The organism is Pseudoalteromonas sp. Ld20, assembly GCF_045064175.1.
Lineage (GTDB): Bacteria > Pseudomonadota > Gammaproteobacteria > Enterobacterales > Alteromonadaceae > Pseudoalteromonas > Pseudoalteromonas neustonica.
In genome coordinates this window covers 483,070-500,940 of record NZ_JBISHB010000030.1, presented here as the reverse complement: position 1 = coordinate 500,940, position 17,871 = coordinate 483,070, and the positions used below count along the sequence as shown (strand labels likewise).

Here is a 17,871-nt window from a genome sequence, read left to right as displayed (position 1 = left end):
CACTTTGGTCCGTAGACATCATGCGGTATTAGCAGTCGTTTCCAACTGTTGTCCCCCACCAAAAGGCATATTCCCAAGCATTACTCACCCGTCCGCCGCTCGTCAGCAAAGTAGCAAGCTACTCTCTGTTACCGCTCGACTTGCATGTGTTAGGCCTGCCGCCAGCGTTCAATCTGAGCCATGATCAAACTCTTCAATTAAAAGTTTTTTCTGTTCTCATCCAATAAAGAATGAAGAACCTGCTCAATGAATTCTGAATTTATTTAATATCTTTCGATATTGAATTGACTGTGCCGAATAATTATTAAAAATAACTATTCTGTTGGTCACTCAGTTTCTCTTTCGAGAAATCACATTGAGACTCTAAATTTTTTGCCTTGCTTACCTATCTAAAAAGAAAGTTAAGTTCGGCTGTTAGAACTCAATCTGTACGAGTGCCCACACAGATGATTGCTTTATATTGTTAAAGAACGTTGCGATTAAAGTTAAACTTTATCTCGCTAGGGCTGCGCATATTACGCTTTCCTATTTTTTTGTCAACACTTAAATTTAAACTTTATAAAAATTCAAACTCAAGTTTTACTCGACTCACTGATTAACTCTTGCCCCGCTAAGCGTTGCTGTCTGCCGTCTCAGTGGGGTCGCATTATAGGGCGCGGTTGATTTTACGCAAGCGTTTTTTAAAGAAAACTTGAAACAACGCACCGTTCGTTCAGTTTATGAGCTAAACAGCATAAAACCCTAAGTTATCTGTATAAAATACATACCAACGTTCTCAAAGAGGATCTTCAGTATTGTCGATTATTAGTATTTCGCAAGTTTTTAATACAAAAAAGCGCCATCCACTTTGGCGCTTTCTGAAATTCAGCTATAAATTGATTAATATAAGATACTGTATAGCTTTCTTCTGTATTTAGCAGCCAAACTATCACCATCGGGTAAAGAGGCTATAATAGCTAAGTAACTTACTTTGGCATCGGCAAAGTTCAAATCTCTTTTCAATACAGTAAAGAGTAATTCTAATGCAGGCTCTTTCTTGCCAGCTTGATCGTATGCTGCACTTAACTCTACTTTTAATTCAAGATCATTAGGGTATTTTTCAACTTTCGCTTGAAGTGCTTTTAGCTCTGGCGATTCTTGTGCTTGAAGAGCTTGCTCACACTTTGCTTGAATATTTGTAAAATATGCATCTCGGTCTGTTTCGTCCACCGAGCCTAATAATGCATGTGCATCATCGAGCTTATGTATTTGAATGCAGATATCTGCTAATACTAATTTTATACGCGCATTGGTGTTATCCAATTCATACGCTTGCTTAGCAAAATTAAACGCTTGATTTAAATCTTGTGCAATGAGTGCTTGCTTGGCTTGTTCTAACAACATTTCGTGAGGTTGTGGTAAGTGCTTACTTAATGCTTCTCTTATTTGAGTTTCAGCTTGTGCACCAGCTAATACATCGACTGGGGCTGAATCTTTCAATAATACTAATGTTGGTAACGTTTGCAGCCCAACTTGCTGTGCTAGTTGTGCTGCGAGTGCTTGCTCTGCATCACAATCTAATGTGGCGATCAAAATATAGTCACCATAATCTTTTGCTATTGTTTGTAAAATAGCAGCTTGAGACTGACACTCAGGGCTTTGTGCTGAGAAAAAGCTTAATAGAACTAGTTTTTGTTGTGATGTTTCACCCAGAACTTGCTGAAGATTTTGCGGATTAACATTTACCATATTATTCATTGCGATTGATTGCCATATCAGACTATTTAGGGTTTTATATGGAGGCAAACATAATAATTACAAGCCATAAACCAAAAAGGTATTTTATGAAATTTCATAGTCTATATGCTGCACTTATACTGCTTAGTCCACTTGCAAGCTCAACAACGTTAGATCTGGAATTAGATAAAACGATGCCTGCTATTGAAAAGTTTTACTTAGATTTACACCAATCACCCGAACTTTCATACCATGAACAACAAACGGGAGCTAAGCTTGCAAAGAGATTACGGACGCTTGGCTTTGAAGTAACCGATAACATAGGCGGCTACGGTGTCGTTGGCATGTATAAAAATGGTGATGGCCCAACAGTTATGATCCGTACTGATACCGATGGCTTGCCAATTACAGAACAAACGGGCAAAGCTTACGCATCAAAGGTCACAGTAATAAATGACGAAGGGGCTAAGGTTGGAGTAATGCATGGTTGTGGTCACGATATTCATATGAGTTCGTTTATCGGCACTGCACAACAGTTAATGCTGCATAAAGGTGCTTGGCAAGGTACTTTGATGATGGTGGCACAACCTGCAGAAGAAGTAGGTGGCGGCGCAAAAGCGATGCTTAAAGAAGGTTTATTCACCAAATACCCTACTCCTGATCATGTAATTGCTTTACATGTTAGTGCCGGTGTTCCTGCTGGTAAAGTAAGCATGAAGAATGAATATACTATGGCAAGTGTAGATTCAGTGGATATAACTGTCAAAGGTAAAGGTGGTCATGGCGCTTATCCACATTTGACAGTTGACCCTGTGGTGATTGCATCACGAATAATTTTGGCGCTGCAAACAATTACTAGTCGTGAATTATCTCCTCTTGAACCATCAGTAATTACGGTAGGCTCAATCCATGGTGGATCAAAACATAATGTCATTTCAAATGAGGTGAAACTACAACTAACATTACGTAGTTATAACCCTAAAATTCGCGAGCAACAAATTGCAGCGATCAAACGTATTAGTAGTGGTATTGCGTTTAGTGCGGGCTTAACTGAAGAGTTATTACCCGTTGTTTATGTACATGAAGATGAGTCGATCCCTTCAACTTATAATAATCCAGCTCAAACTGATCTTGTACGCAGTGCGATTAGCGCCGCAATTGGCCAGAGTAATGTACTAGAAACAGAAGCGGTTATGGCTGGGGAAGATTTTGGCCTATATGGCCGCACAGATAAAAAAATTCCTATTACCTTATTTTGGTTAGGTGGTGTAGAGCAAGGCCACTATCTAGCAGCTCAAAAATCAGGGGCAACTTTACCTTCTCTGCATTCCAGTAAATTTGCTCCTGACTATAAAACTGCAATCCCAACGGGTATTAGCGCGATGAGTAATGCAGCGGTGGCTTTATTTAACCAATAAACTTATGCAGTTTTGGCTTTTGGTTTGGCTTTTCTTTTAAAACGTCGCTTTGGCGACGTTTTTGGTAATTGCGCAAACACGTTGCTGTTACAATTTTTGGCTAATTCAACAAATCCTACTAAATCAGCTAATAAAGGATTTAAAAATTGTTGATAACTCATTTGTTGTTCTGCAATATTACTCAGTGACGCTTCCCATTTTGCAGTTAAATCTGGACTGGCTAAACCGTGTGGCAACGCACTGATCAATGCCTTACCTGTATCAGTTGCTAAAATAAGTTTGCCTTGGCGCTTTAAAAATTGCCTTTTAAATAACAATTCTAAAATACCCGCTCTGGTTGCTTCGGTTCCTAAGCCATCCGTTTCTTTTAATATTTTTTTAATCTCTGGATCTTTAACATAACGGCTAATGCCTGTCATCGCGCCAAGCAATGTAGCATCATTAAAATGGGCCGGTGGGCTGGTCATTTTATCGATAACTTCGCCCCGCTCACAATGTAACTTTTGACCTTTTCTTAAAGGAGGTAAGATCTGCTCATCTTTTAATGCTGTTTTTCCCATCAGTACTTTGAAACCTAAACTCACATCTTGCTTTGCGTTAGCTTTAAAAACACCACCATTAATTGTTATTTCTGCTTTTGTTTCGTTATAAATATAGTCAGGATAAAATTGGATTAGATAATGACGACAGATCAATCCATACACTTTACTTTCTTCCGCATTCAAACTTACTGACTTTAGCTGCTTAGCTGTAGGAGTAATGGCATGATGCGCCGCAACTTTACTGTCGTTAAAACACTTACCGCGTTTGCTAATATCAGCGCCTTGGCAATTTGCATCACTTTGACCACCATTAATAACAATTGCCTTTATTATACTCGCAGCTTCTTGATGATGATCTTTAGGTAAATAACGATTATCTGAACGGGGGTAGGTAATGAGCTTATGACGCTCATATAAATTTTGGCAAATATCCAATACCTTTTGTGCAGGCATTGAAAATGCTTTGGCAGCATCTATTTGTAATGCTGATAAATTATATGGCAAAGGGGCCTGTTGTTTTTTCTGCTTTTGTTCAAGCGCTGTGATTTCACCAGGTTGATTAGAAATACGTGACGCAACATTTTCAGCAAGTCCACGGTGAAGTACTCTTCCCTCTTCATCTTGATAAGGTTCACAGGCTTTACTTGGTTGCCACTTTGCAGAAAATGTCTCTTTATTTTCTGTGCTTAGGTGGGCAAATACTTCATAAAATGGCTTCGCTATAAAGTTAGCTATTTCATTATCGCGATTTACCACTAAACCTAAAATAGGCGTTTGTACTCTACCTACCGATAATACATTACCAAACCCTGCTTTTTGACCTGCAAGTGTATAGGCACGCGTTAAGTTCATACCGAACAGCCAATCAGCTCGAGAGCGGGCTAAAGCAGATACACTTAACGGAATAAAATCTCGATTTGAGCGCACATTTTGCAATGATTTTTTAACTGCGCTCACATTCAAATCACTAATCAATAAGCGTTGAATACTCTGCTTTTTAGTTTGTGATAATTTTACTTGTTCGATTACTTCATCCACCAGTAACTGACCTTCGCGGTCCGGATCGCCAGCGTGAACAAGCTGTTCAGCTTGTTTGATTAATTTTTTAAGTACAGTAAGTTGTTTACGAGTTTTAGGTTTTGCCTTTAACTGCCATTGCTGTGGAATGATAGGTAAGTCATCAAAACGCCATTTTTTATATTGTTCGTTATAATCATCTGGTTCTGCTTGCTCTAGCAAATGGCCTATACACCAAGAAACACAATCACCATTAGCAACTTCAATATAGCCGTCATGTTTTTTATGGGGTTTTGGCAACGCATCGGCAATTGCACGACCAAGTGAGGGTTTTTCAGCAATGTATAATTTCATAATAACGCGCCACAACAACTGTTTATATAAACAGTATTTTAGCACAGGTAAATTAGATGGGGAATTATTAAGCCTGTGAGGTCATATCGCGTTTTTTTAAAACTAAATATATTAATGGTAGATAACACACAACCACCGTAGCTATGTTTATAATAGGTAATAATGTTTTATACATCATAGTACTATATGAAAGATCCCAAAGGTGGCGATCAAGCAGCCTAAACAACTGTAAAATTGGGGCCCCTAAAACCACTAATTGCCCCAATATGCTTTGCCATAAATACACTTTATCTTTAATGGCTAGATATGCAATTAATGCCATCCAAGCTAGATCATTGAATGCCCAAACGACATACCGATATACATATATACCGTCATCTAAATTTTTTAAAGGATCGTGTATAAGCGTACCGTAAAGAAAAAAAACGGCGGTTATCGAAACAAAACGAAGTGCAAAAAAATCTTTACGTAAATAGAAAACAAAAATAGCTGGGCTTAAAATAAACACCCAGCTATTTTCCAAAATTAAAATAAACTTCAAAAACCAATCAGCCATAGCTATTTTTTATCTGGTTTCTTATCATCATCGTCATTGCCACCGCCATTACCTGGCATATAGCTATACTTGTCTATTTTTCTCATAAGTCACTCCGTTACACTTGTTAAGGAAAATTTACTTTATGCTAAAAAAAGTACTTTGCCAAGTATCATTAACGAACTTCTATTGGATCTGATTCTTTCGCTTTACCTTGCATTATAGAAATCTCAACACGCCGATTACGGCGTCTATCAGTATCCGTTTCATTTGGCACTAATGGGCGGGTTTCTGCGTGACCAACAACCATCATTCTTGTTTTATCAAACCCTTGTGCTTTTTGCATTTCTGTGGCAACGGCAACAGCACGCTTAGATGACAAGTCCCAATTATTGGTATATAACTCATTAGAAACTTGAAAATCATCGGTATGCCCAGAGACTGTAATTTCACCTGGCACATCTTTTAATAACGTCGCAATATCACGAATAATTGGTTTAAATTTAGGTTGTAAAAATGCACTACCTGAAGGAAATGAACCATTTTCACGGATCCGAATAATAATTTGCTGACCAAGTGATTCAAGCTCTATTGCACCATCTATGATTTGCTGCTCCAACTGTTGAGCAATTTTTTTAACGAGTTCATTTACTTGTTCTTGATCAGCCGCCGCTGTTGATTGCTCTGATGACTGCTCTTGTGCAGTACTTTGAGATTCACCACCGCGCTTATCGCCGCGCTGCTCTTGACGACCACCTGCAGAGCTTTCATCGCCCGCTTGAAACTCTAGCATTTGCTGTGTCATTTCGACGGTTTGTTGCTGAATAGTCTCTATAGGTGTTGGCTCAGGTTTACCGGGGGTAAACTCCATGGCAATCACGGACGTTCCTTTTGGAATATCTTTAACTTCTATTTTATTTTGAACACCAAAAGCAAACTTCATCGAACCCGCAATTTGCTTAAACTTGAGGACATCCATTTCTGAAAACGCGAGCAAAAGTACAAAGAAGCACATCAACAATGACATTAAATCAGCAAAGGTTCCCATCCATGCGGGCAGACCAGGTGGTGGACATTTGCACTCTTGATCAGACATGCTTACTCCTCAGTATCCACTTTACGTTTTGATTCTGGTAAGTAGTTTTTCAAAATACCTTCTATTACTTTTGGGTTTTGGCCATCTTGAATACCCAAAACTGCATCTAGAATCAAACGCTGGTTCATTGCTTCTTCTTCTTTACGCAGCTCTAATTTCACTTGAATTGGAATTGCTACAACGTTCGCTAAAAATGCGCCGTATAGTGTGGTCAAAAGCGCTACCGCCATTGCAGGTCCTATCGCTTTTGGATCATCCATGTTTGACAACATTGCCACTAACCCAATGAGCGTACCAATCATACCCATTGCAGGGCCTATATCAGCCAGTGATTTAAATAAACCGGCCCCCGTTTCATGGCGAGTAAGGGTTAAAGAAATATCTTTTTGTAATGTAGCGCGCACAACATCAGCATCGTGGCCATCTACAAGCATATCGACACCTTTGCGCATAAATCCGTTAGGGATTTCAGCCTCTTCAAGTGCTAAGAACCCTCCTTTACGTGCTGAATCAGCAAGTTCAACTGCTTTTTCAATAAGTTCTTCAGGAGATTCAATCTTAAACATGAATGCTTTGGTTACAACTTTACCTATTCCAAGAAACTGAGACATTGTAAAGTTAGATAAAACAATAAACAGTGAACCGCCAAATACGATAACCACTGACGGTGTATTGTAAAACATCGCCATTTCACCGCTACTACTCATAAACATGGACATGACAATTAAGCCAATAGCTCCGAGAATACCTATTATGGTTGCTAAATCCACTTATCCCTCCAGAGGAATCGATACATTGCTGCCACTGACAACAAATTTTTATTATTAAGCGCTTATCGGCAATTTATTGAAATACTTAAATCATTTCATATAAATAAATTAAGAATATCGAGCTGTATTTTGTTCAATTTAATTAAATATTACAGTAAATCTCGCATTAACCTATTCTTATACTCCAATGTATTTACGAGCAAAACCAATTATTAATTAAAAAAAACACATCAGTCTTTGACCTAGTTTAGCATTCCCCCTAAAATTGGCCTCAAATTTCTATCATCTAAGTTAAATTCTGTATGGCGACTAAAAAACCAGAAAACCTCAGTTTTGAGCAAGCACTCGAAGAACTTTCATTAATCGTCACACAAATGGAGCAAGGAGAGTTATCTCTTGAGCAGTCATTAAAACAGTTCGAACGTGGGATTTCACTAGCGGGAGCATCATCGAATAAACTACAACAAGCAGAGCAAAAAGTAGCTATTCTAATGGGTAATAATAACCAATCATCGCTTACAACTTTTGATAATGATTTGGATTAATCGGTGCCATTAAAAGAACAAATAAAACAGGCTCAACACGATGTTGAAACAACCCTTAATCAGTATTTTAAACAGCCTCTAGATACAGACGAAACCATTAAAAATGCAACTCATTATGGTGTTTTAAATGGTGGCAAACGTATACGCCCATTTTTGGTATACGCCACGGGGAAAATGCTAGGCGCAAACAAACAAGATCTTGATATTCTCGCAGCTGCCATAGAATGTATTCATAGTTATTCGCTTGTACATGATGATTTACCTGCAATGGATGATGATGACTTGCGCCGTGGTCGGCCAACATGCCATATAATGTATAGTGAGGCACAAGCTATATTGGCAGGTGATGCACTACAAACATTAGCATTTGAATTAATTGCCAATCATCAATTTAAAGTGCCTGCTCAGCAACAATTAAAAATGATTGCCGTATTGGCTAAAGCATCTGGAATTGAGGGTATGGTTGGTGGGCAAGCGTTAGATATTGCTGCTACGGATAAAGTGATTAGCTTATCTGAACTCGAACGCATGCATAATTTAAAAACAGGTGCATTATTAAACTGCGCTATAGCGCTAGGTGCCATGTGTTCTATAAATACAAATGAGCGTACACTACAACAGCTAAGAATTTTTGGAAATGCAATTGGGTTGGCTTTTCAGGTACAAGACGATATCCTAGACGTTGAAGGCGATACATACACACTCGGAAAACCACAAGGCTCTGATATCGCAGCAAATAAAGCAACTTACCCTGCAATATTGGGCTTAGATGGCGCAAAAGAAAAAGCACAATCATTACTCAATCAAGCACTCAATGCGCTAGCTGAAATTGATGCTGATACACGTGAACTCGAAAACTTGGCAAAATATATTGTTGAACGCGATTATTAAATATAGCTCAACAATGAGTAAACAATGACGTACAAAATAACTAAAAAATCAGAGTAACATTGCGCTATAATGACCTCTGGTTAGCGAAGGATGTATTAAAAATCATGACACTTGATAGTAGCAAGTATCCATTATTAGGTTTGGTTGATGAACCAGCCCAACTGCGTGATTTAGCGCAAGAAAAATTACCTGCATTTAGCAATGAGTTGCGTGAATATTTACTTAATTCAGTCTCGCAAAGCAGTGGCCACCTTGCGTCAGGCTTAGGCACTGTAGAACTTACAGTAGCACTTCATTATGTTTATAACACACCTGATGATCGTTTAGTCTGGGATGTAGGCCATCAAGCCTACCCGCACAAAATTTTAACTGGTCGGCGTGACCAAATGCATACCATTCGTCAAAAAGATGGCTTACACCCTTTTCCTTTTCGCGAAGAAAGCCGATACGATACTTTTAGTGTTGGTCACTCAAGTACTTCAATCTCAGCAGCATTAGGAATGGCGATTGCTGCTCAAAAAGAAGGGAAAGGCCGTAAAACCGTCGCTGTTATTGGCGATGGGGCAATTACTGCGGGTATGGCATTTGAAGCAATGAATCACCTAGGTGATGTTAAATCTGACATGTTGATCATTTTGAATGACAACGAAATGTCGATTTCGGAAAATGTTGGCGCACTAACTAATCATTTTGCACGGATTTTATCTGGCAGTTTTTATACAAATATTCGCGAAGGTAGTAAAAAACTTTTATCTGGTGTGCCACCAGTGAAGCAATTAGCCAGTCGAATGGAAGAGCATCTTAAAGGCATGGTTATCCCGGGAACTTTCTTTGAAGAACTCGGTTTAAACTATATTGGCCCAATTGATGGCCATGATGTGAATATGCTGGTTGATACACTACGTAACATGCGTAATTTAAAAGGCCCGCAGTTACTGCATATTAAAACTCAAAAAGGCAAAGGCTATAAACCAGCTGAAGCTGATCCTATTGGCTATCATGGCGTACCTAAGTTTGACCCTGCTATTTCAAGCCTACCAAAATCAAAACCAAGCGCAGCCACGTTCTCTAAAGTATTTGGCGATTGGCTATGTGATATGGCAAGCCAAGATGAAAAGTTGATGGCAATTACCCCGGCCATGCGTGAAGGTTCAGGCATGGTTCGATTTTCAAAAGAGTATCCGGAACAATATTTTGATGTTGCCATTGCTGAACAACACGCTGTTACTTTAGCGGCTGGTTTTGCATGCGAAGGGCTGAAACCGGTTGTTGCAATTTACTCTAGTTTTTTACAGCGTGCGTATGATCAGCTCATTCACGATGTTGCGTTGCAAAATCTCCCTGTACTATTTGCTATAGACCGTGCGGGTATTGTTGGCGCTGATGGTGAAACCCACCAAGGCGCATACGATTTAAGTTTCATGCGTTGCATTCCAAATATGATTATCATGACACCTAGTGACACCAATGAGTGCCGTCAAATGTTGTATACCGGCTATCGTTGTAACAGCCCTGTTGCGGTTCGTTATCCTCGTGGTAGTGCTGGCACGACTGAGATCAGTGAGCAAATGAGTGAACTTGAGATTGGTAAAGGCCGAGTCATTAAACAAGGGACTAAAATCGCAATTTTATCTTTTGGTACGTTACTTGAAAATGCACAATTAGCCGCAGATGAACTAGGTGCTAGTCTCGTTGACATGCGCTTTGTTAAACCGCTTGATACCGTCTTAATAGACACATTATTAGCAGAGCATGACGTTATCGTTACACTTGAAGATAATGCGATTGTCGGTGGTGCTGGGTCTGCGGTTAATGAATATTTAGCAGCTATGAAAGCAACCGCTAACATTTTAAACTTAGGTATTCCAGATGAATTCATCAAGCATGGTACACAAGAGCAAATGCATGATGAAATGGGGCTAGGAGAGCAAGGTATTCTCACTGCAATTAAACAGTTTATTGATTAATTACCTGATTAATCTCCTCATGTCACAGAAATAAAAAAGGAGCCTAAGGGCTCCTTTTTTATATTTTAAATTGCCTTATCGCATCCAAATTTTTATATCGGCGAGACCATTTGCCTGTAAAACACTGAGTTGTTGTTCAACATTATGAGTTTGTTCAAATTCAAATGCATCAAGCTGTTCATCAAACGTAATATTAGCAGCCCCGTCACCACCACGCTTTTTGACCTGCTGTAGAGCAATATCTGCTAGATTGACAGAGGTTTCCCAGCCAATTACTTGCCCACCTAAAAGTGGTAATGGGTAAAATGAAAAACCGATTGATGCTGTTAAATTTATATTACTGCCATTGGGTAATTTAAAGGTATGAGAGGCAACGGCTTTGCACAACTCTGATACGTAACTATCAATTGATGCACGTTTGAAATCTCGTAGTAATAATAAAAACTCATCACCACTCCAACGAGCAACATAATCAGAGCCCTGTGTACGGGTATTCAATAATGCAGCCATTTGTTGTAAACAACTATCTCCACCTAACGGGCCATAAGCATCATTTATGCGGCTAAAATTATCAAAATTAATAATAAGTAAAACTAAAGATTTCCCCTGCGCTTGTAACGACTGAGAATTACGTTGGAAATGCTCAATATCTTTTGGTAATTGATCAAACAAAAAGCGACGACTCCTAAGCCCTGTAAGTTCATCTGAGTGACTTACAAGTTTTAGCTGGGAGTTAACTTGGTTAAGCTTATCATTAGCTTCACGTAGCTCTGTTGTGCGCTCAGTTACCTGACTTTCAAGAGCTGCTTGCTTACGTCGTTCTTGCTTTCTAAACACCCAAAACACAAGGTAGAATAACAAAATAAAGCTGCTGGTAATGAGTAACCTAAAATAAATGGTTTCATCAAAACGTCTTGGTACTACAAACGCGTATTCGGTACTTTGAGCCTTAACCCAATCTTCACCTTGTCGCTTTGCTTCAAGTTGAAATAAGAATGGCCCTGGCGGTAAATTAGTATAAATGGCTTCACGACGAGTATTGGCATAACGCCAATCACTATCTAAACCACTAAGTCGATACCTAAATTCAATACTCGTCGGCGCAGAATAATCAATCGCTGTGTATTTAAGCGTAATATCCCGCTCATCGGTTTCAAGCTCAGGATTATCTCCTAAAGCTGCCGTAGCGAGTGTACGTAACCCTGTATTTAAACTTTCGACTTTTGGACGTAAAGGTTTAATACCGAAGAGTTCAATATCTTTAGGTATTTCAACAACACCCTGTAAACTCGGATACCACATTGAATTACCTGATTCAGCAACAGCATCATGACCTAAACCAGTGCAACACTGACTTGCTTTACCATCTAATTGGCGATCAAAAGAAGATATCACTTGCTCTACTTTTAAACTTTCAATGTCGCCACTAAATTGCTCAACCGGCATTCGATACACACCTTTCATGGTGCTAACCCAAATACGCTTTAGTTTTTCATCGTAACGCAGACTAAAAATCGACCCATATGGTAAGCCATTTGACGCATCAAGTTGATGCCACTGCCCTTGAGTGCTGCGATAAAATAACCCATCATTTAACGAACCTATTAATATACCTACACCATCAATATGTAAGATACTCGTAATATAGGCGCTTTCTAAGCTTGTTTGATCACCTATTTTTTCAATACCACGATCGGTAAAATAATACGCCCCTTTACTTGTTCCTATTAGGCCAAAGTTTGCCTTATCGAGCACATAAGTAATAAACTTACTGCCTAAAAATGCATTGTAAGCAAAGGGTGTTAAACCACCGTAGCTCAATCTATACATACCTCGGCCTGTCCCAATCCAAAAGCCTCCCTTGTTGGAGCGACTGATCGCAAATACAGGGTTATCTTTTAGTGCTCGCCCAGGGACTGTGTATAAGGTTTTATTTTCATAGAAAAAAACACCTCGCCCTGTCGCTATATAAAGTCTATCGCCATCAAACTGTAAATCATGAACTGCCGCGCGGCCATATTGATTGCTCGGTATTTTATTTATAAAGTTTTTATCTAAATCAAAGTAGCCTACGCCACTTCGATTAGCGACCCATAATCGTCCATCCGGTGCTTGGCTAATAGCCATAACGGCTTCTGTCATTTGTGATATTGCAGAATGACGTTCAATCCTCCCTTCATGAGCAAGCCATAACCCCTCACTAAAGCTGGCAAGCCAAATGTTGTTTTCTTTATCACGGTATAAGTCCGCAAACCAAATACTTTGGTCAAGCTGACTGGGTTCAACCCATTGCCAGTCGCCCGAATTATCCCTAAACAATAAACGTCCGTACGTTGAAATCCAGAGCGCCCCATCAGAGTCACTCATAAATTTATAAACAGCAGAATTATTTGCATTTGGGAGGGGAAAAGATCTTAGTTCATCATCAAGGTCTAAAAAGTAAGCGCCTAACTCGGAAGCCAAATACAAGTTACCTTCAAGCCAAGCTAAGTCGTGAATAATCGTTTGTGCTAATCGTTCAGGTAAGGAGACTTTAGCAGTAAGTTCTAAGCGTAATTTAGCAAAATCAGAGGATGAGTTAGTTAACCGTAATAAGTGACGTTCATTTACTAGCCATATCCCATCTGATGACAAGGCCATTTTACTGACTGAACCAACAATTTGTGTGATAGGGGTAGCGTTTGCTGCTAAGACTTGATTACTTGTATCTAGGCTTAAACTAATTTGGTTTCGAGGCACATAATATAAGCCATTAGCAGCAATCCAGATGCTCCCTTTACCATCTTCGAGTACATCTCGTACAGGGCCTTTAACATTAAATTGTTGCGCAGCCATGGTGGTTGGATCAATAACAACAATACCATCTTTGGTACCAATCCATAAATAACCATCGCTATCGACTAACAATTTATTAATACCATTACTTGGCAAAAAGTGGCTATTTAAGGTGTTGTAGTTGGTGAAGGTGTTACCATCAAAGCGGCTCAGACCAAATTGAGTACCCAACCACATATAACCCTGCTCATCTTGCACAACACTTTTAAGTGATTGTGAAGGCAAACCATTTTGTGTATTCCATTGCTTTACAACATAGTCTGTAATTGATGCCTTGCTCGGCATACTGCATAGCAGCACGGTAACAACCAATAAAAATCGCATCATAACGTCAACACCTTATTGCAAAGAACGAATACCAATTGTATTAAGCAAGTGGTCGATTATAGTGATCAAAAAATAATCCTAAAACAATTCGACTATTGCTCCTGCACCGCCATTTCCCCATCCATGTGATTCTATAAACGCCAACGCTGCTTTGTTTAATGAACTATTTAATATAAAGCTTTAAACCTAAGACGATCAGAGCGGTAAATAGCCCAATTTGAACAATGCTTGAACACAAATTAATGAAAATATACCCGCTAAAATATCATCAGCCATTATGCCAAAACCACCATGCACACGCTTATCAAGTAAACGAATAGGGCCAGGCTTAAAAATATCAAAAAAGCGAAACAATAAAAAACCAACTAACAGAGATTGCCAACTCAGCGCAGCACCAATCATGGTAATGTAAAACCCGGCAACTTCATCCCACACAATCGCAGGATGATCGTGCACACCTAAGTCATCTGCGGTTTTGCCACATGCCCATATCCCAAAAACACTTATAACTACAGCAAAGACTATTTGTAACCACAGTGGATAATGCATAGTGATAAAAATAAACGGCAATGCTGCAAACGTGCCAAAAGTACCGGGGGCTTTAGGTGCTAGTCCTAAGCCAAAACCCAAACCAAAAAATTGATGTGGACGTTTTAAATTAAATTTTGAGGGGTTATTCAAACCGACTCCTTGGTAAAGTGTTCAAAGCCTGTACGGTCATATTCTAATTTATTACCGTCGAGCATTAGCTCAATTAGCCCTTCACCACTTTTTATTTGACCAATACAGCTCGCATCGACACCATATTGACGTAATTTCATTTCTAGCATGCTTTTATTACTGTCAGGTACAGTAAATAACAACTCATAATCATCGCCATAATTAAGAATAAAAGGCAGCTGTTGATCTCGCTTTAAAGTAGCGCGCATTGCATCTGAGGTTGGAATATTATTAACATTAATGCTCGCATTGACCTGTGACATACCAACTATATGGCCAAGATCAGCTAATAAACCATCAGAAATATCTATCGCTGAAGATGCAAAACCACGTAAAACTTGACCTGCAGCAACGCGCGGAGTTGGATAATCAAACCGTTGATTAACATATCTTAGGTGTTCTGGCGCTATATTTAAACCTTGTTTTCGAGCCTCTATAGCCAAACCCGCATCGCCTAGAGGTCCAGTAACATAAATCCAATCACCTATTTTAGCACCACTACGACGTAGCGCTTTACCTTCTGGCACAATACCTTTGGCGCAAATAGTAATACTTAAAGGGCCTTGTGTAGTGTCACCACCGATAATTTGTACATTAAAGTACTCAGCAATTTCATGCATGCCCTCGGTGAACTCTTCCAACCACTCGACGTCTATATTTGGCAATGTTAAAGCAACCGAAACCCAGGTCGGCTCAGCGCCCATTGCCGCTAGATCACTTAAGTTTACAGCAAGTACACGATGGCCTAGCGCGCGCGGAGCTATATCATCAAAAAAATGCACGCCCGCAACAAGTGTATCTGTGGTAATAGCTAACTGGCAATTTTGCGGCACAGTCACCAAAGCACAGTCGTCACCAATCCCTAAATTAACATCGCGACGAGTTATACCGCGACCTTTAAAGTAGCGATTAATTAATTCAAATTCCTTCATACACAAAAAAGCCGGCCTATGCCGGCTCTCCTCTTTGCAGTCGCATTACTTACGTAAATGCTTTACTGCTTTATCTAGTACACCATTAACAAACTTATGACTGTCTTCTGCGCCAAAGATTTTAGCAAGCTCAATACCTTCGTTGATAGCAACTTTATAAGGTACATCTTCACGGAATTTCAGCTCATAGCTGCTTAAACGTAAAATAGCGCGTTCAACTTGGTCTAACTCGTCGAAAGGACGCGTTAAATGTGGAGAGACTGCTTCGTCTAGTTGCTTATGATTTATAGCAACACCACGCGAAAGATCTTTAAAGTATTCAACATCAATTTTAGTCACATCATTTTCGATCAACATTTGTTGTTCGATATCGGCAATTGCATTGCCACTTAATTGCCAAGAATAAACGGCTTGAAGTGCTAAAATACGTGCTTTACGCCTTGCTGCTGGTTTCACAAAAATTCCTTAAACTTAAATTTTATCTAACACATTAACCATTTCAAGTGCACCTAGAGCAGCTTCGCCGCCTTTGTTGCCCATTTTAGTGCCCGCGCGTTCAATCGCTTGCTCAATGCTTTCTGTGGTTAATACGCCAAATGCAACCGGGATATCATACTCAAGCGACACTTGCGCTAAGCCTTTATTTGATTCGCCAGCAACAAGATCAAAATGTGGCGTACCACCTCTGATCACGACGCCTAAAGCGATGATTGCATCATACTCTTTTTTTGCTGCAACGCGTTTCGCTGCTAAAGGTAATTCTACCGCACCTGGTACATAAACTACGGTAATATCATCATCAGATACACCACCTGTACGTTTCAATTCATCAACAGCGCCTGCCAAAAGGCTGCTACCAATAAAGTCATTAAAGCGAGAAATAACAATTGCGAATTTCTTACCCGGAGCGTATTTATTACCTTCAATAATTTTCATTCGATAACCCTAAAAAATAAGTTTAAGCGGCTGCGATTGCGCAAAAATTGCTGCGCATCATACCATATAAATAAAATAATAGCCTAGAGCCTGTTTGCCTTTCATAATTAAAGTTTATTAATCTAAAACCAGAAACAGGCCTGAGCTTATTCTGGTTCTACGTAATCAACTACTTCAAGGTGAAAGCCCGACAGCGCATGGTACTTTTTAGGGCGACTCATTAAGCGCATTTTTTCAATTCCCAGATCAGCCAAGATTTGTGAACCGACACCTACAGTACGCGATGTACCTTGAAACTTACGGTGTGCAACAGTTTCGCCAGCATCTTCTGCTGCAAACGCTTTAACCGTGGCTTCTAATTCATCAGTGCATTCTTGCTTACCAAGAATTACTAACACACCTTGGTGCTTAGCAATATAGGCCATAGCATCTGATAAGCCCCAACTTCTATCGGCACTGCGATCTGATAACAAAATATCATTAAAAGTACTTTGCAGATGAACACGTACTAAAGTTGGTTCATTCGCTTTAACGTCACCGTTTAATAGTGCGTAATGCAGCTGGCCGTCAATAGTATCTTTATAGGTTACTAAATCAAACTCTCCATGCTCTGTTGGCAATTTACATTTCGCGACTTGCTCAATAGTGGTTTCGTTAATGTTACGGTATTCGATAAGATCAGCAATGGTGCCAATTTTGATGTTATGTTGCTCGGCAAATATTTCTAAATCAGGACGGCGCGCCATAGTGCCATCGGCATTAAGAATTTCAACAATTACTGACGATGCTTCAAGCCCAGCTAAACGCGCTAAATCGCAACCAGCTTCAGTATGACCTGCACGGGTTAACACCCCACCCGGTTGCGCCATAATTGGAAAAATATGACCCGGTTGCACGATATCACTTGGCACAGCACCTTTGGCTATCGCAGCTTGTACAGTACGCGCGCGATCTGCAGCAGAAATCCCCGTGGTAACACCTTTAGATGCCTCGATAGACATTGTAAAGTTAGTCGAAAATGCTGCACCATTGTTTTTAACCATTAATGGTAAATCAAGCTGCTCACAACGTTCTTGTGTCATTGTTAAACAAATTAAGCCGCGGCCATGAGTGGCCATAAAATTAATCGCTTCAGCACTTATATGTTCGGCTGCGATAATTAAATCGCCTTCATTTTCTCTATCTTCATCGTCCATCAAAATAACCATTTTACCGGCTTTAATGTCATCAATAATTTCTTGTGCGCTGTGTAAATTCATAATCTGCTCGT

The 17,871-nt window shown here is 39.6% G+C and carries 15 protein-coding genes and 1 rRNA gene; 4 read left to right on the top strand and 12 right to left on the bottom strand.

Going from position 1 to position 17,871, the window contains the following annotated elements:
• Positions 1–200 (bottom strand): 16S ribosomal RNA (locus ACJJVX_RS08000); the annotation flags it as partial.
• A 679-nt stretch (positions 201–879) separates the two neighbouring features.
• Complete coding sequence (locus tag ACJJVX_RS07995; protein ID WP_054206140.1) at positions 880–1,737, bottom strand: tetratricopeptide repeat protein; 858 nt, start codon at positions 1,735–1,737, stop codon at positions 880–882.
• An 86-nt stretch (positions 1,738–1,823) separates the two neighbouring features.
• Here ACJJVX_RS07995 and ACJJVX_RS07990 point away from each other — a divergent pair, with 86 nt between their 5' ends.
• A complete protein-coding gene (locus tag ACJJVX_RS07990; RefSeq protein ID WP_405630930.1) occupies positions 1,824–3,134 on the top strand; it encodes a M20 family metallopeptidase in 1,311 nt (436 codons plus the stop codon).
• A gap of 2 nt (positions 3,135–3,136) precedes the next feature.
• Here ACJJVX_RS07990 and ACJJVX_RS07985 read toward each other — a convergent pair whose 3' ends face one another.
• The 4 genes from ACJJVX_RS07985 to pomA form a co-directional block, all read right to left on the bottom strand.
• Positions 3,137–5,047, bottom strand: a complete 1,911-nt coding sequence (locus ACJJVX_RS07985; protein ID WP_054455233.1) for a DNA topoisomerase III — start codon at positions 5,045–5,047, stop codon at positions 3,137–3,139.
• 67 nt (positions 5,048–5,114) lie between these two features.
• Complete coding sequence (locus ACJJVX_RS07980; RefSeq protein WP_405630926.1) at positions 5,115–5,603, bottom strand: hypothetical protein; 489 nt, start codon at positions 5,601–5,603, stop codon at positions 5,115–5,117.
• Between the two features lie 154 nt (positions 5,604–5,757).
• Entirely contained in the window at positions 5,758–6,678 is a 921-nt protein-coding gene (locus tag ACJJVX_RS07975; RefSeq protein WP_054206144.1) for a flagellar motor protein MotB, read from the bottom strand.
• A 2-nt stretch (positions 6,679–6,680) separates the two neighbouring features.
• Complete coding sequence (pomA, locus tag ACJJVX_RS07970; RefSeq protein ID WP_054206145.1) at positions 6,681–7,448, bottom strand: flagellar motor protein PomA; 768 nt, start codon at positions 7,446–7,448, stop codon at positions 6,681–6,683.
• 302 nt (positions 7,449–7,750) lie between these two features.
• Between pomA and ACJJVX_RS07965 the strand changes: the two genes are divergently transcribed.
• From ACJJVX_RS07965 to dxs, 3 genes are all read left to right on the top strand, one after another.
• The gene (locus ACJJVX_RS07965) at positions 7,751–7,993 is read left to right on the top strand and encodes an exodeoxyribonuclease VII small subunit (protein ID WP_054455235.1); all 243 of its coding nucleotides are present in this window, start codon (positions 7,751–7,753) and stop codon (positions 7,991–7,993) included.
• Positions 7,994–7,996: 3 nt separating this feature from the next.
• On the top strand, positions 7,997–8,884 hold the full coding sequence (gene ispA, locus ACJJVX_RS07960; RefSeq protein ID WP_054206147.1) for a (2E,6E)-farnesyl diphosphate synthase: 888 nt from the start codon (positions 7,997–7,999) through the stop codon (positions 8,882–8,884).
• Positions 8,885–8,988: 104 nt separating this feature from the next.
• Positions 8,989–10,851 carry a 1-deoxy-D-xylulose-5-phosphate synthase gene (dxs, locus tag ACJJVX_RS07955; protein ID WP_054455237.1) on the top strand — a complete coding sequence of 621 codons (1,863 nt, stop codon included), beginning with the start codon at positions 8,989–8,991 and terminating at the stop codon, positions 10,849–10,851.
• 75 nt (positions 10,852–10,926) lie between these two features.
• Here dxs and ACJJVX_RS07950 read toward each other — a convergent pair whose 3' ends face one another.
• From ACJJVX_RS07950 to ribBA, 6 genes are all read right to left on the bottom strand, one after another.
• Complete coding sequence (locus tag ACJJVX_RS07950; RefSeq protein WP_054455238.1) at positions 10,927–14,013, bottom strand: ligand-binding sensor domain-containing diguanylate cyclase; 3,087 nt, start codon at positions 14,011–14,013, stop codon at positions 10,927–10,929.
• Positions 14,014–14,208: 195 nt separating this feature from the next.
• Entirely contained in the window at positions 14,209–14,694 is a 486-nt protein-coding gene (locus tag ACJJVX_RS07945) for a phosphatidylglycerophosphatase A (protein WP_054206150.1), read from the bottom strand.
• Complete coding sequence (gene thiL, locus ACJJVX_RS07940) at positions 14,691–15,665, bottom strand: thiamine-phosphate kinase (RefSeq protein ID WP_054206151.1); 975 nt, start codon at positions 15,663–15,665, stop codon at positions 14,691–14,693. The genes ACJJVX_RS07945 and thiL overlap by 4 nt, the downstream gene beginning before the upstream one ends.
• Positions 15,666–15,710: 45 nt before the next feature.
• Positions 15,711–16,121, bottom strand: a complete 411-nt coding sequence (nusB, locus tag ACJJVX_RS07935; RefSeq protein WP_054206152.1) for a transcription antitermination factor NusB — start codon at positions 16,119–16,121, stop codon at positions 15,711–15,713.
• 15 nt (positions 16,122–16,136) lie between these two features.
• A complete protein-coding gene (ribE, locus tag ACJJVX_RS07930; RefSeq protein ID WP_016708079.1) occupies positions 16,137–16,601 on the bottom strand; it encodes a 6,7-dimethyl-8-ribityllumazine synthase in 465 nt (154 codons plus the stop codon).
• 146 nt (positions 16,602–16,747) lie between these two features.
• Entirely contained in the window at positions 16,748–17,860 is a 1,113-nt protein-coding gene (gene ribBA, locus ACJJVX_RS07925) for a bifunctional 3,4-dihydroxy-2-butanone-4-phosphate synthase/GTP cyclohydrolase II (protein ID WP_054206153.1), read from the bottom strand.
• Between the last annotated feature and the right edge of the window lie 11 nt (positions 17,861–17,871).